Genomic DNA, 20,956 nt, shown 5'->3' with positions numbered 1-20,956 from the left:
TGCAACTGTCACTTTACTGCCTCATTTCACTCTCTGGGCGACCTCTTCAAAACCCTGCAATACGTTCACCACGTTAATCCCGATATCTTCGACGGCATACCCCCCTTCCATTAGAAATACGCAGGGTAGGCCAGCGGCCGCGAGACGTTGACCGAGGGCGATGAAGTCGGCGTGCTGAAAGGTAAAGGCACTGATCGGGTCACCTTCGAAAATGTCCACGCCCAGCGACACCACCAGCAGCTCGCACTCCGCTTGATGGATGCGCGCCAACGCTTCATCCAACGCGGCCATCCAGGTGGCAACGGAAGTGCCCGGCGGCAACGGGTAATTGATCGTGAAGCCGTCGCCTGCTCCCTCACCGGTTTCATCGGCGTAGCCAGAGAAGTAGGGGAAGGTCACGTCAGGATCGCCGTGCAGGGAAGCGAACAGCACATCGTCACGGCGATAGAAGATCTGTTGGGTGCCGTTACCGTGGTGAAAGTCCACATCCAGAATTGCCACGCGGCGCTTGCCAGCGTCCAGCGCACGTTGGGCGGCGATGCCGGCATTGTTGAAAAAGCAGTAGCCGCCAAACTGATCTATCGCCGCGTGGTGGCCTGGCGGGCGGCACAGTCCAAAGGTCGGCTCGCCCGACGCCAGGGTGTGATCGACCGCTGCCAGGGCCGTATCCTTACTCGCCAGAGCCGCGGCAAAGGTGCCTGCCGTAATCGATGTTTCGGCGGCCAGAGCGTAGTAGCCCAACTGGCCGCTCACCGACTGGGGAATACGATTGCCGCGCATCGTTCGGGCGGGCCAAATGTTGGGAATCGCCTCGCCAGCGTGGCCCGCCGCTTGCCACGCCGGCCAGCAGCGTTCCAAGAACGCGACGTAGTCGGCATCGTGCACCGCCAGCACGGGCGCCAAGCCGTAATTGCTAGGCGCGCGGACATCGAACGCGGCTTGGCGCAGGGCGGCCAGCACCAAGTCGATGCGTTCCGGGCACTCAAAGGGGGTGACCAAGGCACCATCGTGCAGCTCGCTTTGCGCTTGGCGCAGGCGGCTACCTTCGGAGAAAAACGTCAGCATCAGGGCTCCTTACTCTTCATACGTCACTGGCCACTTCGCCGCCCAGCGGCGTTTTTGGTCCGGCGACTGCTGCTTCAACCGGTACTCTGCCTGGCTTGCCGCTGCCCGATCGGCAAACGGCTGCGCGCCAAGCAGCGCCAGCGGCGGATTCGCTCGGGTATAGCGCGCTCCCTTACCCGTGGCATGGGCGCGGTAGCGCTTGGCGAGGTCGTTAGTGATGCCTACGTAGGTACCACGCTGACACTCTAGCAAGTAGAGATACCATTGCGGCGATGAACTCTTATCCATGGCGACTCATTGGTTGACGGGCGTGGTGGCCCTTTCCTGGGCAGCCAGCAAGCGTTCGAGCTCGGCAAGTGGCATGGGCTTGGCCAATCCAAAGCCTTGGAAACCATCGCAGTGATAGCTTAACAGCCGCTGGTGCTGCTCGTGGGTCTCGACGCCCTCGGCCACGACGCTTAGCCCCAGGTGGTGGGCCATGGAGATGATCCCTTGCACGATGGCGGCATCGTCACTGCTGTTGGTCAGTTCGTGAATGAAACTGCGGTCGATTTTTACCGTACTGATAGGTAGATGTTTAAGGTAACTCAAGCTCGAGTAGCCAGTGCCAAAGTCATCGATGGAGACACTGACCCGCATGTTGCGCAGGGCATGTAATATCTCGATGGCGGACGCTGTGTTATCCATCAAAATGCCCTCGGTCAGCTCCAGTGACAACTGCTCGGCGGGTAGACCAGTCTCGGCGAGTGTTTGGCGAAGCGTGGCCAAAAAGTTGTCTCGGTGGAACTGTAGCGGCGAGAGGTTGACCGCCACACGCAGCGTACCAAAGCCGCCGCGCTGTAGCGCCAGCATGTCTTGGCAAGCACGCTGCAGCACCCATTCGCTGATCGGCATGATTTGCCCAGTGGCTTCCGCCAGGGGAATGAAACGTGCTGGCGAAATATAGCCTTTGCTAGGGTGCGGCCAGCGTAGCAGCGCCTCCACACTGGCAATCTTGTCATGCCGGTCCATCAGCGGCTGGTAGTGAAGCTCGAAGCCTTGGTGGTCAATCGCTTCTTGCAGATCGTTACGCAGGCTTACCCTTTCGCTGGCTAGGTCATTGATGTCGCTACTGAACCAAGCGTAGGCATTGCGCCCCTGCTGCTTGGCCTTGTACATGGCCATATCGGCCTGCTGAATCAGCGTTTGTGGCAGCAGCGTATCGGGTTGGCTCATGGCAATGCCCACACTGGCGGTCAAGTACAGCTCGTGCCCTTCTAGACAGTACGGCTTTGCCAGTGCAGGGAGCAGCCGCTCGACCACGTCGATGACCTGTTGGCCCTGCTCGATATCGGTAATCAACAGCACGAACTCATCGCCTCCTAGACGGGCGACCGTATCTTCCTGGCGCAGCCCGGCGCGCAGCCGCGACGCCACTTCGATCAGTACCTGATCGCCTATGGCGTGCCCTAACGTATCATTGATGGGTTTGAAGTCGTCCAAGTCGACGAACAGTACACTGATTCGTTCACCGCTGCCCTGGGCCGCTGCAAACTGCTTGTGCAGCGTCTCTTCGAACATCATGCGATTGGGCAGGCGGGTGAGGTCGTCGTGGGTCGCGTGATAGGCGAGCCGCGCTTCATAGGCTTTATGCTGCGAGATATCGTGCTGAACCCCCACGAAATGCGTCACGAGTCCTTTGCTATCGCGCACGGGGGCGATATGGAGATCGTTCCAGAACGGCGTACCATCTTTACGGTAATTGCACAGCGTAACGTGGGTTTCGCGCTGCGCCTGAATACCGTGGCGTAGTTTGGCAATCATGGCAGGATCGCTCTCGGGCCCTTGTAGGAAACGGCAGTTCTGCCCAATCACGTCGCTCTGCGTATAGCCCGTCATCGTGCTGAACGCCTGGTTGGCATAGATGATGGGTAGGTCAGGCTGGCGCGCGTCTGCAATTAGCACGCCGTTGACGCTCGCCTCTACGCTGCGCTCTAGAGTGCGCAGCCGCGTCTGCTGACGCCGCTTGTCGGTGACGTCTTGCGCAATGCAGTAGACCCCTTCGATACTACCGTTGACCGAGACGGGCAGGCTAATCAAGTCTAGAATACGGTGCTGTGCCTCTCGGTCGGTCATGGTCACCTCGTAACGACTGATGCCCCCCTGCAGCACATGCTTGAAGTGCGCTTTGATACGCTCTCGCTCAGGCGGCGCAATAAAATCGCTGAAGTGTCGCCCCACGACCTCGTCTAGCGGATAGCCAGTGACATCGGCACAGGTCGTATTGGCCGTTTGAAAATAGCCGTGTTGGTCCAGAGAAAAAACGGCGTCTGGGTGATGCACGAATAGCGAGCGGTAGCGCTGCTCGTTCTCTTCCAGCGAATGGCGGGCCGCCGCCAGTTCTCGTGTGCGCGCAATGGTGGCGCCTACGACACCCACACTAAAGGCCAGCAGCCAACTCATGACCAACCCGCCCATCGCGACACTGATAGGCATGAGCCCTAGCAGATACCAGTTGTAGTGCTGCCCTGGGTAAGCACGCAGCATTAAATTCACACCACCCGGTAGCCCGGTAAGCCGTGCTGCCAGGGCGTTGCTGGGTGACTCTACGTTCTCCGCAGCGAACCCTGATGGGTGCAGCATCATCAGCCGTTGCTCACCCCGGCTCACCCCTACCTGAAAAGGCCCCAGCGCCAAGCTTAGTTCATGATTGAGCAGCGTCCCCAAATCGACGGCTGCCAAGAGCTGCTGAGTACGGTTGGGAACGGGCAGCGCCATCACCATCATGCTGCGCTGATCGCTGTCGGGCAGCAGCAGCCGCGGGCGACCAAAGGGCACCGCTAGCCATGCCCGAACACTGGGTTTATCCAACTGCTCTTCTAGCCAGCTATCCCGCCCCAACTGACGCCCCTGGCTCCATACCACGCCCTCTTGAGCATCGACGAGGGTGATGGCATTCAAGCTCAAGGTATCGCGGAAATAGCTCAGCGTATCTTGTTGCAGTAGCGCCGGGCGCTGGTCGTCGGGCAAGGTACCGAGGCGCTCTGCCATGCGTTGCATGAGCTGCAGGCGTGCCGCCATGGCCTGCTCTGCGTTGAGTTGCACGTTATCCAACAGATAACTGGCCTGCTGTTCGATGGTGGCGCGCTGATTCATGCTTAGTAACAACCAAGCGAGACTGCTCACCAGCACCCCTGCCAGCCCTACTGCGACCGTCAGCTTACCCGGGCTCAAGCGCTCGGCACGATGCCGCCAGCCCGCAACCAGCAGCGCGATCCCAAGTAGCACGATAAAAGCCAGCACGGCAATGGGCGACGAGCTGAAGAGCGCTCGACCACCGACATCGCTCGACCATAAACGGGCCACCACCAATCCACCAAACAGTAGCAGGCCAACGCCAGCGACGCGCCAGAACAAGCGGCGCCACCTGCTACCGACGCCCATCCACAGGCAGAGAGTCATCCAGACGAGCATCCACGACGCCACACTCGTCATGCGCTCTTCGTGTGTTACCCAAGATGGCGCCACGCCGCCATCCACTGCGTTATGCACCAGCGTGTAGAGCAGCAGCGCACCCAGCCCGGCGGCACTCAGCCGCCGCAGCCAGTGCACCTGGCAGAGCGTGGCCAGCAAGCTGATGCCAATCAACAGTGTCGCTAGCGATGCATCAGGCACCAGCATGGGACCAAACAGTGTTTCGGGCAGCCAAAGACCTACCAGCAGGCCAGCGCCTCCCATCAGCAGCAGCGTGGCCGAGGCAATTAATAGCAGCGTTTCGGCTGCAAGATCACGAGTATTTAACGGCACACGCTCTCTCCTTTGCGTCCTATGCCCCCTGGCCTACCGCTCAAACCCCATGGTGTCAGCCAGCCGCTGTAGCTGGTCGTACCGATCATCGAGATAGCGGCCATACGCTTCGCGGGGCATGAAATCGACGTAGGAACCATGGGCATGCTGCAGCGTCTCCACCAGCGCAGGCTGCTGGAGCGCCTGCTCGAATGCCTGGGCCAATCGCTCCAGCCGCTCGGGAGGTGTGTCTCGCGGCGCAAAGAGGCCTCGATCCGTCGTATTGATGAGCGCGATACCCTGCTCGCGGAGTGTCGGCACTTCCGGCAACGCCGATAGCCGCGTATCGTTGGCGACGCCAAGGGGCACCAGTGCTCCACGCTCGAACAGCGTCCCAGCAGAGGGTAAATTCAGCATCGCAAGATCCAATTCGCCGCCCAGGAGTGCAACGACTTGGGCGCCGGTATCGGGGTAGCGCACGAACTGTATGTTGGCAGGCGCAATACCCGCCTGTTCAAAAAAGTGCAGCCAGAAAAAGTGATCCGTCGAGCTGGGGATAATGCCCACCAGCAATTCACCGGGATGCTGCTCGACGTACGCCGCGATGTCACTGGCCTGGGTCAGCGTATGGCCAGGCGTGGTGGCCGGAATGTTGACGGTACGGGTCAACAGAGCGATGGGCGCGAATGCATCGTGTGAGTAATCGGACAGCCCGGCGATATAGGCAAGATCAATGGTTTGATGACTGCCCAGCAGCGTATAGCCATCGGGGTCGGCCTGCTTCACGAACTGCGAACCTAGGGTGGCACCGTTACCTGCCATATTCATCGTTATGATGGACGTGTTCAAATGGCGTTGCGCTTGCTCGGCAATCACACGAAATAGCGTATCGGTGGCGCCGCCCCGCCCAAAAGGCACCACCAAAGCGATGTCCGATGACGGAAAGGCATGGGCGTGTGGCGCATCCTCGGCACTGGCCTGGGTGGACGCACCAATGGCAGCCAACAAGAACGCACTCAAGATGGCTAACGACCTCATCGTCTGCCACTGCTCGCTTCTCAAAGCGTTGTTCACCCAAACGACCATGGCGCTTCATGCCTCACGCGACTTAGCAATGATGTGCTTACGCTTTGCAACATACCTTTAATTTACGTTTGCTACCACAAGGGCAAAGCTCATTACGCCTCGGTTTTAAACGCTTCACGCTAGGCGTGCCATCGACGTACCACCAGCGGCCCTCTTCCCAAACAAAGCGCGAGACTTCCTCTAACACATGCCAACCGCCCGGCTCGCGAAACGTGGCACGAAAGTGCACCGTTCCCTGCTCGTTTTGCGCGACGGGCGCGTCGACAATGACCAGGGACATCCACTGCGTCTCTGGGTCGAGCGGTAGCTGTGGCGGCCGGGTCGTCGCGTGCCATGTCGCCAGCAGGTAATCACGCTGACTCAACGCGAATGCCGAGTAGCGTGAGCGCATTAGCGCTTCGGGCGAGGGTGGGCGTTCCCCTTGATGGTAGGGCCGGCAGCAGGCGTCGAACGACAACCCACTGCCGCATGGGCAACGTTTAGGTACTAGGTGCGTCATAGAAGGGTCGCTCTGGCTTATGCATGTCGCGGGCGCTGTAGATGGTTTGTTTCGGTATCCATCCGAGTTGGGTATAGTAGCAGAGCAAGATCCCTAGACAGACGGAGTACGACAACACGATCGATCATTCTTTCCAAACGCAGTGGAGGTTCTCCTATGAAGGTTTACAAACCGGAATGGCAGTGCACGTTTAGCGTAAACGAAGGCGCGGAAGAATCAGCAAACTGGAAAGAGCGAATCGCGTGGCGGCTTAGAGAACTTGCCGACCGGCTCGAAGGCGGCGGCCGTACGTTAAAAATCGACTGCAGCGTCTCGCCAAAGGTGAGCCGTGACGAGGTAGATACCTGCTTGGGCAAAGGGTTTGAGGTCACACAACGACTGCTAACCCAGCTTGCCCAGCAGCAGGCGTGCGAAGATGTGATGCGCCATGCGAAAGCCGAGCTTTACGAAGAGCAGCATCAGCACTAACAGCCAGACCGTAAGCGTCTCAAAAAAACACCCGCTCGATGACACCGGCGGGTGTTTTTCATGGGGCGTAGATCACCCATCGCTAGCCCGTGAAAGGCGCTTCCATGGCGCGGCCCAAGCGCTGCATGAAGCGACTGCACGCATCTAGCTGCGCCGCGTCGATGTACTCATCCGGCTGGTGGGCCTGGGCAATACTGCCCGGCCCTAAAATGATGGTTTGCAGCCCCTGCCCCTGGAACTGACCGGCTTCCGTGGCATAGGCCACCGCGTGCTGGGAGCAGCCGTCCGGCAAATGGTCCTGCGCTAACCGCAGCACCTGCTGATTGTCTCGGTCGGCCAGCCCCGGTACCGTCACGTTCAGCGGCTCGGTGGTGATCTCGACGGTTTTGCCTTGAGCGCCGAGCGATTCACTGAGCGTGGCGCAATAGTCGCTGAACCTTGCGTAAATCTCGTCAAAGGTCTCCGTGGGAAGGTGGCGAACCTCCCACTCGAACTGGCACTCCCGCGCCATGATGTTGATCGCCGTGCCGCCTTTGATCTTGCCGACGTGCAAGCTGGTATGCGGCACGTTGAACGCCTCATCCACGCGTCCCTCGTCCACCAGCGCGGCCATGGTGTCCTCGATGAAGGTCACCAATCTGGCGGCGACGTGAATCGCGGAGGTGCCTTGGTTCACCTGGCTGCTGTGCGCTTCACGGCCAATCACGGTAGTACGCAGGTTGGTCGCGCCCTTTTGCGCTACCACCGGCTGCATGCTGGTGGGCTCGCCGACGATCACATGCGCCGTGGTGGAGTAGTGCTCATAAAAGCGCTTGATCAAGCTGGGGGCGCCCACGCAGCCGATCTCTTCGTCATAAGAGAAACCGAAGTAGATCGGCTGCTTCAGCGGTGCCTTCGCCCAGGCGGGCACCCTGGCGAGCGCGCAGGCAATGAAACCTTTCATATCGCAGGTGCCACGCCCATACAAACGCCCGTCGCCACCATCGCGCAGAGTGAACGGGTCGCTGCTCCAGGGCTGGCCGTCCACGGGTACCACATCGGTATGGCCTGACAACATCACGCCGCCAGGGGCATCAGGCCCAATACGCGCAATCAGGTTGGCTTTGGTGCCGCAGGGGCTCATCACCCGTTCGGCGCTGATACCGTAGTCGGCCAAGTAGCCCTCGACGAATTCGATGAGCGCTAGGTTCGACTCGCTGGAGGTGGTATCGAACGCCACCAGTTGGCCCAGCAGCGCAGTTGCGTTGGTCATGTGAGTCTCATTGATTAAGCTTTTTTGCCACCCTAGCACCCCGTTTGCGCTTTGCCTACTGAGCGCTACCAGCGTCTCGCCGAATGTTGTCCGTCACGACAAGTTCACCGTGCATTCATGAAAGCGTCATCTACACTTTCTACTGTTCAGTGCACCCAAAAACCTTAATAAACGTACTGCGCACGACCTACAAGGAGCCGTTATGTCTCGTTTCACGTTGCACGCGCTTGCCCTCGGTGTGGCGACCGCCACGTTCAGTGTTTCCGCCAATGCCGCTACCGAAGTGACCTGGTGGCACGCCATGGGCGGTCAACTCGGTGAAATTCTGGAAGGCATGACCGAGGAGTTCAACGCCTCTCAAAACGAGTACCGCGTGACGCCCAGCTACCGCGGCAACTACACCGAAACCATGACCGGCGCCATTGCAGCGTTCCGCGCAGGCGAACAGCCGCACATTCTGCAGGTGTTCGAGGTCGGCACTGGCACCATGATGAACGCCGATGGGGCGATCTATCCGGTGTTCGAACTGATGGAAGACCACGGCCGCGCGTTCGACCGCGAGGCCTTCCTGCCCGCCGTGGTGGGCTACTACACCGACACCAACGGCAACATGCTGTCGTTTCCGTTCAACTCTTCCACGCCCATCATGTACTACAACCGTGATGTGTTCGAGGAAGCGGGGTTAGACCCGGAGCAGCCACCGCAAACCTGGGAAGAAGTCGCAGAATACGCCACTCAAATTACCGAATCGGGTGCGGCCAACTGTGGCTTTACCACCTCGTGGCCAAGCTGGGTGATGCTGGAGAACTTCTCCGCCATGCACAACTCCCCGCTGGGCACGCTGGAAAACGGCTTTGGCGGCCTGGACACCGAGCTGAACTTCAACAACGAGCTGGTCGCCCGTCACTGGGATAACCTGAAAACCTGGCAAGACGCAGGGGCGTTCAAATGGGGCGGCCCGGGTTCTGGCCCGGATGCCGAACCGCTGTTCTACTCCCAGGAGTGCGCGATCTTCTTTGGCTCCTCTGCTTCCCGTGCCGACGTCGCCGCCAATGCCGACTTCGAAGTGGGCTTTGGCATGCAGCCCTACTACGACGACGTAGAAGGTGCGCCGCAAAACTCCATCATTGGCGGGGCTACCTTGTGGGCGTTGCAAGGCCACACCGATGAGGAGTACGCCGCCGTAGCAGCGTTTTTCGAGTATCTCTCCCAGCCGGAAGTTCAGGCCGAGTGGCACCAGCAGACCGGCTATCTGCCGATCACGCAAGCCGCTTGGGATCTGAGCCAAGAGCAGGGTTACTACGATGAGAACCCCGGTGCGGATATTTCGCTCAAGCAGATGACGCTGAACGAGCCCACCGAGAACTCCAAAGGCCTGCGCTTTGGCAACTTCGTCCAGATCCGCGACATCATCTCCGAAGAGATGGAAGCGGTGATGACCGGTAACAAATCGGGCCAGGAAGCAGCCGATGCCGCCGTAGAGCGCGGAAACCAGCTACTGCGCGACTTCGAATCTGCGAATCAGTAAGTAAGTGCCCGCTTCGCCGCCTGTCCCCGGACAGGCGGCGACGTCATTACGCGTGCCCTTTGTTGATCGCAGGATACACCGCCTATGCAAACCAAACGCATGACCTTCCCAGGGCGCGTTTTGCCCTACGCGCTACTCGCTCCACAGGTCATTGTTACGCTGATTTTCTTTATCTGGCCGGCCGGACAAGCGCTCTATCAGTCGCTACTTCGTGAAGATGCATTTGGGCTACGCACGACCTTCGTGGGGCTGGAGAATTTTGCCCGCCTGTTTCGTGACGGCAACTATCTCAATTCGCTCTCGGTGACGGCCATTTTTGCCATTGGTACCACGCTGCTGTCCATGGCGGCGGCGCTGCTGCTGGCCTGCACGGTGAATCGCATGATTCGTTCGCGCAGCACCTACACCACACTGCTGGTATGGCCCTATGCCATTGCCCCCGCCATTGCCGGGGTACTGTGGTGGTTCATCTTCAATCCCTCCATCGGCATCGTGCCCTACATGCTGGATATGGTGGGCTACCAGTGGAATCACCGCACCTCAGGGGCAGACGCCATGCTGCTGGTAATTTTTGCCGCTGCCTGGAAACAGATCTCCTATAACTTCCTGTTTTTCCTGGCCGGGCTGCAGTCGATTCCCCAATCGCTCATTGAAGCCGCCGCCATCGATGGCGCCAGCCCCATGAAGCGCTTCTGGACCATCGTGTTTCCTCTGCTGTCGCCCACCACCTTCTTCCTGATGGTGGTGAACGTGGTGTACGCGATGTTCGATACTTTCGGGATCATTCATGCCACCACCCAAGGCGGCCCTGCCCAAGCGACGAATACGCTGGTGTACAAGGTGTACGCCGATGGTTTCGTGGGCCTCAACCTGGGGTCATCCGCCGCGCAGTCGGTGATTTTGATGGCGATCGTGGTAGCACTCACGGTAGTGCAGTTCCGCTTTATCGAGCGCCGGGTGAACTACTAGCCGCAGGCTGACTGTTGGAGTCTTGTCATGGTTGAAAATCGTCCCTGGGCGAACTTTTTTGCCCACTTAACGCTGATGCTCGGCGTCGCGGTGGTGGTGTTTCCCGTCTACGTGGCGCTGGTGGCCTCGACCCAAGCGCCGGGCGACCTGCTGCGCGGCACGCTGCCGATGCTGCCCGGTGCCCACGGCATCGAAAACTTTACCCGCATGTGGCAATCCGGCGTGTCGAACGCGGGCGCACCGCCGGCTGGCACCATGCTATGGAACAGCTTCATCATGGCCATGGCGATTACCATGGGTAAGCTGTCGATCTCACTGCTCTCCGCCTTTGCAATCGTGTACTTCCGCTTTCGCTTTCGACTGTTTTTCTTCTGGCTGATCTTTCTGACGCTGATGCTACCGGTGGAGGTACGCATCATTCCTACCTTTCAAGTGGTCGCGGATCTCAACATGCTCAATAGCTTTGCCGGGCTGTCGATTCCGCTCATCGCCTCCGCCACCGCGACGTTTCTGTTTCGGCAGTTCTTTATGACGATCCCCGAGGAGATGTTGGAAGCCGCGCGGGTCGATGGCGCAGGCCCACTGAAATTCTTTAAAGACATTCTGATGCCGCTCTCGATCACTAATATCGCCGCACTGTTCGTGATCATGTTCATTTACGGCTGGAACCAATATCTATGGCCGCTGCTGATTACCACCGATCCGGACTACTACACCATCGTAATGGGTATTCAGCGCATGACATCGGAAGAGAACCCGCAGTGGCATCTCATCATGGCCGCCGTGGTGATGGCGGCTCTGCCACCGGTATTAGTGATTTTGTTCATGCAACGCCTGTTTGTGAAAGGCCTGACCGAGACGGAGAAATAACCATGGCCAGCATTACCTTGGAAGGGCTGAAAAAAACCTACGCGGGCAACGTGGCAGCGGTCAAAGGCGTCGATTTACATATCCAAGATGGCGAGTTCGTGGTGCTGGTGGGGCCTTCTGGCTGCGGTAAATCCACGCTGCTGCGCATGGTGGCAGGCCTGGAGAGCATCACTGAAGGCACGTTAAAGATCGGCGAGCGAGTGGTGAACCAACTTGAGCCCGCCGACCGGGACATCGCCATGGTGTTCCAAAACTATGCCCTCTACCCCCACATGACGGTGTACAACAACTTGGCCTATGGCCTGAAGAATCGCGGCTTCAAGAAAGACGCTATTGAACAGCGGGTGCGCGCAGCGGCCAAGATGCTGGAAATTGAGGATTTTTTAGAACGCAAGCCGCGCAAGCTCTCTGGCGGCCAGCGTCAGCGTGTGGCCATGGGCCGTGCATTAGTGCGCGAGCCCGCCGCGTTTCTGTTTGACGAGCCGCTCTCTAACCTGGATGCCAAGCTGCGCGTGCAGATGCGCGTCGAGATCAAGCAGCTTCAGCGGCGGTTAAAAACCACCAGCCTCTACGTGACCCACGACCAGCTCGAAGCAATGACGCTGGGGGACAGGCTCGTGGTGCTCAATGCCGGACAGATCGAGCAGGTAGGCACTCCGATGGAGATCTACGCCCGACCCGCCACCATGTTCGTGGCGGAGTTCATCGGCTCCCCCGCCATGAACATGCTGCCGCTGGCCTACCTGCAGCAGCAGGACACCCAAGGCGTGCTAAGCCAGTTGCCAAAAGAGACCGATACCGTCGGCATACGCCCAGACGATATGCAGCTCACCCTACCAACAGTGCCTTACGTCACACTAGACACGACCTTGATGCTGTTCGAGGCTGCTGGTGCAGAGAGCCATCTCTACGTTAACTTGGCGGGTAGCGAACAGCCTACGGTGATTCGCACGGCAGGCCAGCCGCCGGTGCGTGAAGGCGAAACGCTGCAGGTATATGTCACCGGTGATGCGCTGCATCCGTTCAACAGCACCACTGGCAAGCGCACCTTTCATTAGTACGTAAGTACCTAGCGCCTTCGGCGGGTGGCCAAGCTACTCGCCCTGGGCAAGATCGGTAATGCGTCCTTCAGGTTGGTAAAACACCTCACCAAGCGCCGCGATGTGGTCACGCAGCATTTCCCAGTCCGTATTGCCCACGATGGTGTTACGACCATCATCATAGGCGGCCCCTAACGCCGCGTGGCTGTCGCCGCCCGCTGCAGTAAAGTTATTGGTTGCCACGGTATAGGTGGTATCGGGATCAATGGCCTGCATCGCGCCCTCTCGATTCACCTTCAAGCTCACCACCCGCTTCCCCACCGGCAAGCGACTGTCGAAGACCAACTCTGTCCCAGCGGAGACCTGCAAAAAGCCACCGTTCTCTTCTGGGACGTTGGCGAGCGCAATTTCAAAAGTCTCCAGCAGTTCAGCGCCCGTCACCTCTAGCAGCGTGAGGCGATTGCCAAACGGCTGCACGGCAATCAGATCGCCCACCGTGACCTCGCCTTTGGGCAGCGCTTCACGGATACCGCCGCTATTTTGAAACGCCATGATGGTGTCTGGCGCCACCCGCTGTGCGGCGTAAAGCTGACCATCGGCAATCAAGTTACCCAGCGCCGTTTCATTTGCACGCACGCTCATGGCATCGCCCTGACCGTGACGAGGGTTCGGCAACGCAAGGATAGCCGTTGCGCCCACCTGCTGATCACGCAGGGTTTCAATCGCTTCCGTAAACGGGGCGAGCTGTGCCAACGCAGCCTCATCCGGCGTGCGCTCTTCGGTGGCAAGTAATTCACCTCTTACCGTTTGAACCACGCCTTCTGCATCGAACGTCACCTGCATCACACCTAGATACTTTCCATACTCACCCGCTTGGCCGATGGCCGTCGGTGCTTTCGCATCACCCGCTGAGGAGTGGCTCACCAGCGTCGGCGGCGTTACCTGCGTGTGACTATGGCCGCCGATGATGATATCGATACCCTCAACATGCCGAGCCAACAGACGATCATTGCCGACGCTGGGGTCGCTGTCATAGCCTAAGTGCGTGAGGGCAATAATCTTATTGACCCCTTGCGCTTCAAAGGCCGCCACCATGGCGTCCGCCGCTTCACGGTAATCGCTAATGGTGACCTCACCAGGGCTGGAAATCGTTTCACTGTCCTGTGTGCTCAAGCCGAAAATGCCGATCTGCTCGCCATCTTGTTCCACAATGATGCCGTCATAGAGATAGCCCGCCTGCGGTGAAGCACTGACCGATTCACCCAACCGCTCAGCGAACTCAGGGGCAGCAGTAAAATCCAGGTTCGCGCCCAGAATGGGGAAATCAGCCTCCGCGAAAAAGGCCGCCAGCGCCTGATGGCCGCCCTCGGGGCTCCCTAAATCAAACTCATGGTTACCGGGCACAAAGGCGTCGTAACCCATTGCGTTCATAAAGGCCAATGCGTCTTGGCCCTGGAACTCGTTGAAATAGAGCGTGCCGGAAAAAATATCGCCTGCGTCCAGCAGTAGGCCATCGCCATAGGTGGCTTTCGCCTCATTGAGCGTGGTAATCAGTGACGGATAAGCATCGGTGCGACCATGCAAATCGTTAGTATGGTAAAGGGTGAGGGTAAACGACTGCGCCAATGCTGCTGGGGTAACTGCCCACAGCGCTGTCCCTAGCGTGATACCTGTTCGTAACGCATCCATAACCATGCTCCTTGTCGAGTGAGGGGGCTAGGCCATTAGTCTGTCATCTGCACGTGATCATACCGTCACCTTGACTACACCTAAGTGTCACAGTGACCTGCCACCCTACTGCTGATCATAACGAGCGACTACCGCTAGGTAGTCACCGCAAAAAAAACAGCTGAAGGGAACATGACCATGACGAGAACACTGTTAACGATGGCGATAGCCGCCGCAACCTTTACCGTGTCTACCGCCCACGCCAATAGCGATTTAAGCAACGTATGCCCCACTCCTATCCGCATGGCCGATACCGGCATTGAAGGAATGGGCCCGCTCGCAGAAGCGTTTGGCCCCTTTGCTGAAGCGTTTGAGGAGACCACCGGCCTCACGCTTGAGATGTTTAGTCTGAGCAACCGCACCGCCGCAGGCACTGCGCTGCAGTATGATGACGTAGACCTCGTATTTGCAGGTCCGTCTGAGTTCGTCTTGTTCGACCGCGAAAGCGACATTGAAATTCTGTTTGCGATTGAACGCCCCCACTACGGCAGCAGCTTTTATGTTCCCGCCGATAGCGATATTCAGTCGCTGGAAGACCTGGCAGGCCACCGGGTCGCTTTGAAAGACGTGGGCTCAACCAGCGGCCATATTTTCCCAAGCCAGATGCTGGTTGATGCGGGGCTGGATATTGATCGCGACCTTGAGATTATTATGGCTGGCGATGCCCGTATTGCAGCGCTGGTTAACGGCGATGTGGATGCCATGGGCGGCGGTAACCGCGATATCGAAGAGATTCAAGCGATGGACCCGAACGGCGAGTATCGCGTGATTGCCACCAGCGACGTACTGCCTGGCGACCCAGTGGTGATGCGCGGATCGCTAGACGACGCCTGCAAAACAGCACTGCGCAGCACTCTGGAAGAGAACAGCGACACCCTGTGGAACGCGCTGATTGCCACCGACCGCAACGAAGATAAGTTTTTAAACCGCGACTCCTCGCTGGGCTTTGACCGCACCAATGAAGATTACGATGTCGTGCGCCAAGCCTACGAAGCAGCAGGCATTCCGCTCTAATTCGTTTTCCACCGCTCCCTTTATCGTGATCGCACAGGGACGTGCGTTGATCGAGCAAAGGCTCTTTGAGTACCAAGACACGGTAGGTCTCTCATGTCTGTTGTTTCACTCCCCCTCCTGGCCTCCGCGCAGGAGGTTTTTGTATGAATGCCATCGACATTACCAATGTTCATAAGCACTACGGCAGCTTACACGTACTGCGTGGGCTAACGCTCAGCATTCCCAAAGGGGAGTGTGTCATTTTGCTGGGGGCTAACGGCTGTGGTAAATCCACGCTGCTGCGCTGCATCAACGGCTTAGCCCCTCACGATCAGGGCGATATTCGTATTTTCAACGAATCGCTTTCGCAGATTTCCAAACCGCGTTTGCGCACACTGCGTCAAAAAGTTGGCGTGGTTTTTCAGCAGTTTAACTTGGTACAGAACGTCAGCGTGTTTCAAAACGTGCTGTATGGCGCACTGGGCCAGCAGCGTCTTGGCTTACTGTCGACACTCTCTTGCACCGCGAGCCAAACGCTTCGCGAGCGCGCCATGCAGTCGCTGGACCGGGTGGGTTTGGCCCATAAGGCCCTGGCAAGCTGCCGCGAGCTATCAGGCGGTCAACAGCAGCGCGTCGCCATTGCCAGAACGCTGATGCAGGACGCCCACATCATCATCGCGGATGAGCCCATCGCCAGCCTGGACCCGAAAGCGGGCCGCGAGATTATGGATCTGCTGCTAGAGGTAGTGAGCGAACGTGGGCTCACTGTGCTGTGTACGCTGCATCAGCTAGAGCTAGCGCAACAGTACGGTGACCGTATTGTGGGCATGAAAGCGGGCACCGTAGTGCTTGATACGCCTCGCGAGGCGGCCACGCTGAGCGATATGCAGGCGCTCTATCAAGGTGACACCCGTGTCGAGCAAACGCCCTCATCCTCCACGACCCACCAACCGCTTAGGGCGATCTAACATGCCATCGAAGCTACCGCCAACTGCCAGCCTGCCTCCCCGTTTTCGCCGCCCTTCCCTGTTTGTTTGGGGCATCAGCCTCGGCTTTTTAGCGCTGTTTATACAAGGCGTCATGGCCACCAATGTCACACTCGAGCGTTTGATACGCGGGGCGACGAACCTAGGTCACTTCATAGGGCGGGCTTTCCCTCCTGATCTCAGCAATTTAGACGTACTGGCATGGTCGATGTATGAAACCCTCAACATTGCCATTGTCGGCGTAACGCTGGGCGTTATCCTCAGCGTGCCGTTTGCACTGCTGGCGGCGCGCAATACCTCCCCCGCCCCATGGGTGCGCTCTATCACGCGGCTGATGATTGCCACCATGCGCACCATTCCAGACCTTATCTGGGCACTGATCTTTGTGGTCGCGGTAGGGTTAGGGCCAATGGCGGGCGTGCTGGCCATCGTGATGGATACGATTGGTTTTGCCGCCCGCTTTTTCTCAGAACGGATCGAGGAAGTCCACCCTGGTCCCTCCGATGCGCTAACCGCCACCGGGGCCGGTAGGCTATCCGTGATTGGGGGTGCGATTTTGCCAGAAACCCTCGCCTCCATGACGGCCACCAGCTTATACAGCGTCGAAAAAGCGCTGCGTTCAGCGGTCACGCTAGGGCTGGTGGGCGCAGGCGGCATTGGCGTCGAACTCGCCGCCGCCATGCGGCTTTTTAACTACGACCGCGCGCTCACCATTATTCTGGTGATCCTTGTGGTGGTGATTGGTTTTGAGCAGCTCTCGTCGCAAATCCGCAAGCGCGTGATCTAAGGCATGCCCAGTCGGCTCAAGGCACGTCTACCAAGGCAACTGTTCGCCATTGGAGTGCCAGAAGCCGCCGCTATTCTCTAAGTTGAGCGCTGTGATGCAGGCGGCAATGCCCGTTGCGGCTTCCTGGGGGCTGATGTGGCCGCCAAAGTTGACCATCCGGGTTTTCACATAGCCCGGATGCAGCTGTGCCACGGCGATGCCGCGAGGCTTAAGATCGATGGCCAGCGATTTACCAAAGGCGTTCAGCGCCGCTTTTGACGCGCGATAGCCGTAGCGGCCGCCTGAGTCGTTGTCCGCTAAAGAGCCCATCCGGCTGGTAATATTGGCGATTTTACTGCCCTTTTTCATCAGCGGCAGCAGCGCTTCGGATACTCGTAGCGGTGCATAGGCATTGATTTCCATCTGCTGGCGTAGGCTGTCGATCTCGATATCTCCCAGCACATCATCGCGCAGCAGACCCGCGTTGTTGATCAACAGATCAATGGTGTGCCCGGCTAACGCCGCAGAAAGGCGCGCGATATCGTCGTCCTGGGTCACATCAATGTCTTCTATCACGTTGACGGCGACACGATCTAACTCATCAGACGTTTGGCGACACACGCCGATGACTTTCCATCCCTCCTGTTGATAATGCTCAGCCAGGGCTAACCCTACGCCCCGATTTGCGCCTGTAATCACAACGATGGACGACATACTCTCTCCTTAAACACACGATTAAATAATAAAACAGCATAACGCAAAAAGCCGATGTGTCATGAACACATCGGCAAAAACGATCTTTCAAAGCTTAAAACATTAAGGAACCTAGGGCATGAATTAAACCCAGACGCTCACTTAGAAGTGATAACGCGCACCTACCGCGTAATACAGGTCATCTTCGTAGCTATTCACCGCATCTTCGTTGGCATCGTTCAACTCAACGAAGACATCGAAGTTGTTGGACAGATCGTAATGCGCGGCAGCGGCCCAGGCATCGCGGCTGTCGGAAACATTGTCCAGCTCGATGTTGTAGTAATCGAGGTAGAACGTCCATGCGCCAGTAGCGAAGGTGCCACCCAGACCAACGGTGTCAAAGCCGCCGCCCTGAGTGTCACTGTCACCGCGGGTTTCGTAACCCAGGCGTGCCGAGAAAGCGTCATTGATGGCGTATTCAGCGGTCGTACCCACGCGTGTTTCACCATTGCCACCGCCACGAACGGTATCTTCGACGTAACCCAGCGCCAGGCGCAGCGGGCCAGTGGCATAAGTTACGCCCCCTTGAGTAGCGATCACGTTCCCTTCGCTGGTTTGATCAGACGGCTCCAAACCACGCTCTGAAAAATGCTTAGCGGCAATGAATGCTTGGAACCCATTCAGGTCCGGCGTCATATACGCCAGAGAGTCACCCCGTGCTTGCAGGCCACCACCTGCAAACTCGTAGCCGCGCTCGACATACACGTCGAATACACCCATCACTTCGCTGTCGTAGAAGCTATCGAAGTTACCTGCAGTAAAAGTACCGTACTGCTCACTACCCAGCCCAATGTAGCTGTTACGCACTTCGTCAAAGCCAGACGCTTGATTCCGCTCATCGCCCGTGAAACGCCACTCTACGCGGGCAAACGCGCGCAGATCAGAGGTGATTTGATGGCCAGCAGTAATGCGTAAACGAGAGCCAAAGTTGCGAAACTCTTCACTATTATCAACGTTGTTTTCTTCTGCGCCGCCACCTTCGAACCCCATGGCAATACGGCCATAGATATCCAGCGTAGTGCCATCCTGATCGTAAACCATCGCCGCTTGGGCAGCAGAGGCACCCAGTAAACCACTAACGGCCAGAGCAAGTGTCGTTTTCTTAAACATGATGGATCCCTTTAGATTCGCCCGTGCTTGTTGTCAGCACTTATTGAGCTAGAGTAAAGCGTTAATTCGCCATTCAAGTCATTAAGACTATACATTGTAAAGTCACGACCGAAGCATTGACTGCTTCGTCATCGGCTACCTTAGAGAAGGTATATGTCATTCTTCTTAAAGTTTTATTTTATTTATGTCTACTTCATCAATAAAAACTTAAATAAAAATGTCCTCAAAAATTAACATTTATCTGTTATCCGAAATAAACGTTTCAACTTATAGTGAGACCTACAATTAAACGTCGAACACGCTGCGCCCAGCCGCGCTGTCATCGCTTGTTCACCTACCTGACTCGTCAATGTCATTGTGGCTGCGCACTATGTTCGCAAACGTGATAAAGGGATGAATCGCACATGCGGCTCTGTATCGTTAGCGAAACATGGTCACCAGAAATCAACGGCGTTGCCCACACGCTCAGCCGGTTGTGCCGTGAATTACAGCGCCTGGGGGTCACAGTGGATGTGATTCGACCGACGCCTAAAACCGCTGGCGCTGCCCAAGACGCCGGGCACGAGCTACAGGTGAATCGCTGTTCGATTCCCGGCTACCGTGACGTGCAGGTGGGCTTTGCTCGCCCCGCCACGGTGCGTCGCTTTTGGCAACAGCATCGACCCGACGTGGTCTACCTGGCCACCCAAGGCCCGCTTGGCTGGGCAGCACGGCAGGCCGCCTTGCAACTCCAGCTTCCGTTAGTCGCGGGATGGCACACCAATTTCGACCACTATTGCCACGATTACGGGGTTTCTTGGCTGTCGTCCGCCACACGCCGCTATTTGCGTTACTTTCATAACGGCTGCGCGCTGACGCTAGTCCCCACCCAGCAGCAGGCAACGTTACTGCGCCAGCAGGGCATCCGCGACGTGCAGGTGCTGTCTCGGGGTATCGATGGCGAACACTTCTCGCCCGCCTCTCGTGATGACGCACTCCGGCTGCAGTGGGGCGTTAGTGAACACCAGCCAGTGGCCCTCTACGTAGGGCGCATTGCACCAGAAAAAAATCTCACCTTACTTCAGGAAACACTGCAAGCCATGCGCGATGTGCGCCCCGACATGGCGCTTGTGGTGGTCGGCGATGGTCCAGGGAGATCACAGTTAGAAAAAGCACTACCTGACGCGTATTTCACAGGCTTCATCGATAAGCAGGCATTGGCTCGGCACTATGCCAGTGCGGATATGTTCGTGTTTCCATCACTGTCGGAAACCTGGGGAAATGTGATCACCGAAGCCATGGCCAGCGGGTTAGCGGTGGTGGCATACCGTCATGCCGCCAGCGCCGAACTGATCCAGAGCGGGCACAACGGTATCACGGTCGAACCCAACGATGCCGTGGCGTTTCAACAGGCGGCCGTCGCGCTTTGCCAGCATCCCGCCGAATACGCACGACTAGGAAGAATTGCCCGTTTACGCGCCCTAGAACAGAGCTGGTCGGGCATCGCGGAGCAATTTCTGCGCTACCTCAACGAGGCCCAGGAGGCTAATCATGCGAACTCGCCCGCTTGTCGTATTCGATCGTCTTGATCTATGGGAGTGGCGGTTTTGCCAACGAGTCACTCACCTCTCGCTCTATCGCCCCTGGCGGCTGACCCTGCAAGCGGCCAGTAAACTAGGCGATTGGCCCGTTTGGGTGCTACTGATTACAGCGCAGCCCTGGCTACAACCCAATGGATGGGGGCGCATTTTGCAGTACACGCTGATCGCGCTCATAGCCATTACGGTCTACAAACTGGTCAAAACGAAACTGTGCCGCGAACGTCCTTTCATTACGTATTTGGGCGGCGTGCACTGCGGTGAGCCTGCCCGAGACCGCTACAGTTTTCCTAGCGGCCACACCATGCATGCCGTCATGTTTAGCGTCTTGGTGGCTGCCCATACGCCCTGGTTACTGCCCATCGTTTTACCACTTAGCCTGCTGATTGCCATTTCTCGCGTAGGACTTGGGCTGCACTACGTCAGTGACGTTCTGGTTGGCGGTGTCATGGGCTATGGCTTTGCACTGTTGAGCCTTTACTGGATGGGCTAGCCTCGGCC

General features: G+C 57.9%; 19 protein-coding genes. 10 read left to right on the top strand and 9 right to left on the bottom strand.

Going from position 1 to position 20,956, the window contains the following annotated elements; genetic code table 11:
- Nucleotides 1-21: 21 nt before the first annotated feature.
- From FHJ80_RS13850 to FHJ80_RS13830, 5 genes are all read right to left on the bottom strand, one after another.
- On the bottom strand, nt 22-1,065 hold the full coding sequence (locus FHJ80_RS13850) for a histone deacetylase family protein (protein WP_139527916.1): 1,044 nt from the start codon (nt 1,063-1,065) through the stop codon (nt 22-24).
- 9 nt (nt 1,066-1,074) lie between these two features.
- The gene (locus FHJ80_RS13845) at nt 1,075-1,353 is read right to left on the bottom strand and encodes a GIY-YIG nuclease family protein (protein WP_139527915.1); all 279 of its coding nucleotides are present in this window, start codon (nt 1,351-1,353) and stop codon (nt 1,075-1,077) included.
- Nucleotides 1,354-1,359: 6 nt separating this feature from the next.
- On the bottom strand, nt 1,360-4,851 hold the full coding sequence (locus FHJ80_RS13840) for a bifunctional diguanylate cyclase/phosphodiesterase (RefSeq protein ID WP_139527914.1): 3,492 nt from the start codon (nt 4,849-4,851) through the stop codon (nt 1,360-1,362).
- Nucleotides 4,852-4,884: 33 nt separating this feature from the next.
- On the bottom strand, nt 4,885-5,868 hold the full coding sequence (locus tag FHJ80_RS13835; protein WP_139527913.1) for a tripartite tricarboxylate transporter substrate binding protein: 984 nt from the start codon (nt 5,866-5,868) through the stop codon (nt 4,885-4,887).
- Nucleotides 5,869-5,953: 85 nt separating this feature from the next.
- Complete coding sequence (locus FHJ80_RS13830; RefSeq protein ID WP_139527912.1) at nt 5,954-6,415, bottom strand: YchJ family protein; 462 nt, start codon at nt 6,413-6,415, stop codon at nt 5,954-5,956.
- 156 nt (nt 6,416-6,571) lie between these two features.
- Between FHJ80_RS13830 and FHJ80_RS13825 the strand changes: the two genes are divergently transcribed.
- Entirely contained in the window at nt 6,572-6,883 is a 312-nt protein-coding gene (locus FHJ80_RS13825; protein ID WP_139527911.1) for a hypothetical protein, read from the top strand.
- 82 nt (nt 6,884-6,965) lie between these two features.
- Here FHJ80_RS13825 and argE read toward each other — a convergent pair whose 3' ends face one another.
- Nucleotides 6,966-8,135 carry an acetylornithine deacetylase gene (gene argE / locus FHJ80_RS13820; protein ID WP_139527910.1) on the bottom strand — a complete coding sequence of 390 codons (1,170 nt, stop codon included), beginning with the start codon at nt 8,133-8,135 and terminating at the stop codon, nt 6,966-6,968.
- Nucleotides 8,136-8,337: 202 nt separating this feature from the next.
- Here argE and ugpB point away from each other — a divergent pair, with 202 nt between their 5' ends.
- The 4 genes from ugpB to FHJ80_RS13800 all read left to right on the top strand — a co-directional run bounded on the left by ugpB (nt 8,338) and on the right by FHJ80_RS13800 (nt 12,560).
- The gene (gene ugpB / locus FHJ80_RS13815) at nt 8,338-9,663 is read left to right on the top strand and encodes a sn-glycerol-3-phosphate ABC transporter substrate-binding protein UgpB (protein ID WP_139527909.1); all 1,326 of its coding nucleotides are present in this window, start codon (nt 8,338-8,340) and stop codon (nt 9,661-9,663) included.
- Between the two features lie 84 nt (nt 9,664-9,747).
- Nucleotides 9,748-10,632: a sn-glycerol-3-phosphate ABC transporter permease UgpA gene (gene ugpA / locus FHJ80_RS13810; protein WP_139527908.1), complete on the top strand. Its 885-nt coding sequence runs from the start codon at nt 9,748-9,750 to the stop codon at nt 10,630-10,632.
- Between the two features lie 27 nt (nt 10,633-10,659).
- Entirely contained in the window at nt 10,660-11,502 is an 843-nt protein-coding gene (gene ugpE, locus FHJ80_RS13805) for a sn-glycerol-3-phosphate ABC transporter permease UgpE (RefSeq protein WP_139527907.1), read from the top strand.
- A gap of 2 nt (nt 11,503-11,504) precedes the next feature.
- The gene (locus FHJ80_RS13800; RefSeq protein ID WP_139527906.1) at nt 11,505-12,560 is read left to right on the top strand and encodes a sn-glycerol-3-phosphate import ATP-binding protein UgpC; all 1,056 of its coding nucleotides are present in this window, start codon (nt 11,505-11,507) and stop codon (nt 12,558-12,560) included.
- Between the two features lie 36 nt (nt 12,561-12,596).
- Here FHJ80_RS13800 and FHJ80_RS13795 read toward each other — a convergent pair whose 3' ends face one another.
- Complete coding sequence (locus FHJ80_RS13795) at nt 12,597-14,231, bottom strand: bifunctional UDP-sugar hydrolase/5'-nucleotidase (RefSeq protein ID WP_139527905.1); 1,635 nt, start codon at nt 14,229-14,231, stop codon at nt 12,597-12,599.
- A gap of 177 nt (nt 14,232-14,408) precedes the next feature.
- On the opposite strand from FHJ80_RS13795, the gene phnD reads away from it, so the two are divergent.
- From phnD to phnE, 3 genes are all read left to right on the top strand, one after another.
- A complete protein-coding gene (phnD, locus tag FHJ80_RS13790; protein WP_244992973.1) occupies nt 14,409-15,284 on the top strand; it encodes a phosphate/phosphite/phosphonate ABC transporter substrate-binding protein in 876 nt (291 codons plus the stop codon).
- Between the two features lie 143 nt (nt 15,285-15,427).
- Nucleotides 15,428-16,231: a phosphonate ABC transporter ATP-binding protein gene (locus FHJ80_RS13785; RefSeq protein ID WP_139527903.1), complete on the top strand. Its 804-nt coding sequence runs from the start codon at nt 15,428-15,430 to the stop codon at nt 16,229-16,231.
- Between the two features lies 1 nt (nt 16,232).
- Nucleotides 16,233-17,036 (top strand): phosphonate ABC transporter, permease protein PhnE, encoded by an 804-nt coding sequence (phnE, locus tag FHJ80_RS13780; RefSeq protein ID WP_139527902.1) that lies wholly within the window; start codon nt 16,233-16,235, stop codon nt 17,034-17,036.
- A 27-nt stretch (nt 17,037-17,063) separates the two neighbouring features.
- On the opposite strand, the gene FHJ80_RS13775 is transcribed toward phnE, so the two are convergent.
- Both FHJ80_RS13775 and FHJ80_RS13770 read right to left on the bottom strand, forming a co-directional pair.
- Nucleotides 17,064-17,729 carry an SDR family oxidoreductase gene (locus FHJ80_RS13775; RefSeq protein WP_139527901.1) on the bottom strand — a complete coding sequence of 222 codons (666 nt, stop codon included), beginning with the start codon at nt 17,727-17,729 and terminating at the stop codon, nt 17,064-17,066.
- A 141-nt stretch (nt 17,730-17,870) separates the two neighbouring features.
- Nucleotides 17,871-18,878, bottom strand: a complete 1,008-nt coding sequence (locus tag FHJ80_RS13770) for a porin (protein WP_139527900.1) — start codon at nt 18,876-18,878, stop codon at nt 17,871-17,873.
- Nucleotides 18,879-19,282: 404 nt separating this feature from the next.
- On the opposite strand from FHJ80_RS13770, the gene FHJ80_RS13765 reads away from it, so the two are divergent.
- Together FHJ80_RS13765 and FHJ80_RS13760 are read left to right on the top strand one after the other, a co-directional pair.
- Nucleotides 19,283-20,446, top strand: a complete 1,164-nt coding sequence (locus FHJ80_RS13765) for a glycosyltransferase family 1 protein (protein ID WP_139527899.1) — start codon at nt 19,283-19,285, stop codon at nt 20,444-20,446.
- Entirely contained in the window at nt 20,409-20,948 is a 540-nt protein-coding gene (locus FHJ80_RS13760) for a phosphatase PAP2 family protein (RefSeq protein ID WP_139527898.1), read from the top strand. The genes FHJ80_RS13765 and FHJ80_RS13760 overlap by 38 nt, the downstream gene beginning before the upstream one ends.
- The last annotated feature ends 8 nt before the right edge of the window (nt 20,949-20,956 follow it).

Source organism: Halomonas sp. BL6, assembly GCF_006228115.1.
GTDB lineage: Bacteria > Pseudomonadota > Gammaproteobacteria > Pseudomonadales > Halomonadaceae > Vreelandella > Vreelandella piezotolerans.
The sequence above is the reverse complement of the archived record's forward strand: the minus strand, read 5'-3'. Positions and strand labels throughout refer to the sequence as shown.

What these genes read in the sequence shown, in the direction of transcription:
- ugpE (WP_139527907.1), top strand. Translation starts at nt 10,660, where the DNA reads ATGGTTGAAAATCGTCCCTGGGCGAACTTTTTTGCCCACTTAACGCTG.
- FHJ80_RS13845 (WP_139527915.1), bottom strand. Translation starts at nt 1,353, where the DNA reads ATGGATAAGAGTTCATCGCCGCAATGGTATCTCTACTTGCTAGAGTGT.
- FHJ80_RS13765 (WP_139527899.1), top strand. Translation starts at nt 19,283, where the DNA reads ATGCGGCTCTGTATCGTTAGCGAAACATGGTCACCAGAAATCAACGGC.
- FHJ80_RS13785 (WP_139527903.1), top strand. Translation starts at nt 15,428, where the DNA reads ATGAATGCCATCGACATTACCAATGTTCATAAGCACTACGGCAGCTTA.
- FHJ80_RS13835 (WP_139527913.1), bottom strand. Translation starts at nt 5,868, where the DNA reads ATGAGGTCGTTAGCCATCTTGAGTGCGTTCTTGTTGGCTGCCATTGGT.
- ugpA (WP_139527908.1), top strand. Translation starts at nt 9,748, where the DNA reads ATGCAAACCAAACGCATGACCTTCCCAGGGCGCGTTTTGCCCTACGCG.
- ugpB (WP_139527909.1), top strand. Translation starts at nt 8,338, where the DNA reads ATGTCTCGTTTCACGTTGCACGCGCTTGCCCTCGGTGTGGCGACCGCC.
- FHJ80_RS13800 (WP_139527906.1), top strand. Translation starts at nt 11,505, where the DNA reads ATGGCCAGCATTACCTTGGAAGGGCTGAAAAAAACCTACGCGGGCAAC.
- FHJ80_RS13830 (WP_139527912.1), bottom strand. Translation starts at nt 6,415, where the DNA reads ATGACGCACCTAGTACCTAAACGTTGCCCATGCGGCAGTGGGTTGTCG.
- FHJ80_RS13850 (WP_139527916.1), bottom strand. Translation starts at nt 1,065, where the DNA reads ATGCTGACGTTTTTCTCCGAAGGTAGCCGCCTGCGCCAAGCGCAAAGC.
- phnD (WP_244992973.1), top strand. Translation starts at nt 14,409, where the DNA reads ATGACGAGAACACTGTTAACGATGGCGATAGCCGCCGCAACCTTTACC.
- argE (WP_139527910.1), bottom strand. Translation starts at nt 8,135, where the DNA reads ATGACCAACGCAACTGCGCTGCTGGGCCAACTGGTGGCGTTCGATACC.
- FHJ80_RS13775 (WP_139527901.1), bottom strand. Translation starts at nt 17,729, where the DNA reads ATGTCGTCCATCGTTGTGATTACAGGCGCAAATCGGGGCGTAGGGTTA.
- phnE (WP_139527902.1), top strand. Translation starts at nt 16,233, where the DNA reads ATGCCATCGAAGCTACCGCCAACTGCCAGCCTGCCTCCCCGTTTTCGC.
- FHJ80_RS13825 (WP_139527911.1), top strand. Translation starts at nt 6,572, where the DNA reads ATGAAGGTTTACAAACCGGAATGGCAGTGCACGTTTAGCGTAAACGAA.
- FHJ80_RS13795 (WP_139527905.1), bottom strand. Translation starts at nt 14,231, where the DNA reads ATGGATGCGTTACGAACAGGTATCACGCTAGGGACAGCGCTGTGGGCA.
- FHJ80_RS13760 (WP_139527898.1), top strand. Translation starts at nt 20,409, where the DNA reads ATGCGAACTCGCCCGCTTGTCGTATTCGATCGTCTTGATCTATGGGAG.
- FHJ80_RS13770 (WP_139527900.1), bottom strand. Translation starts at nt 18,878, where the DNA reads ATGTTTAAGAAAACGACACTTGCTCTGGCCGTTAGTGGTTTACTGGGT.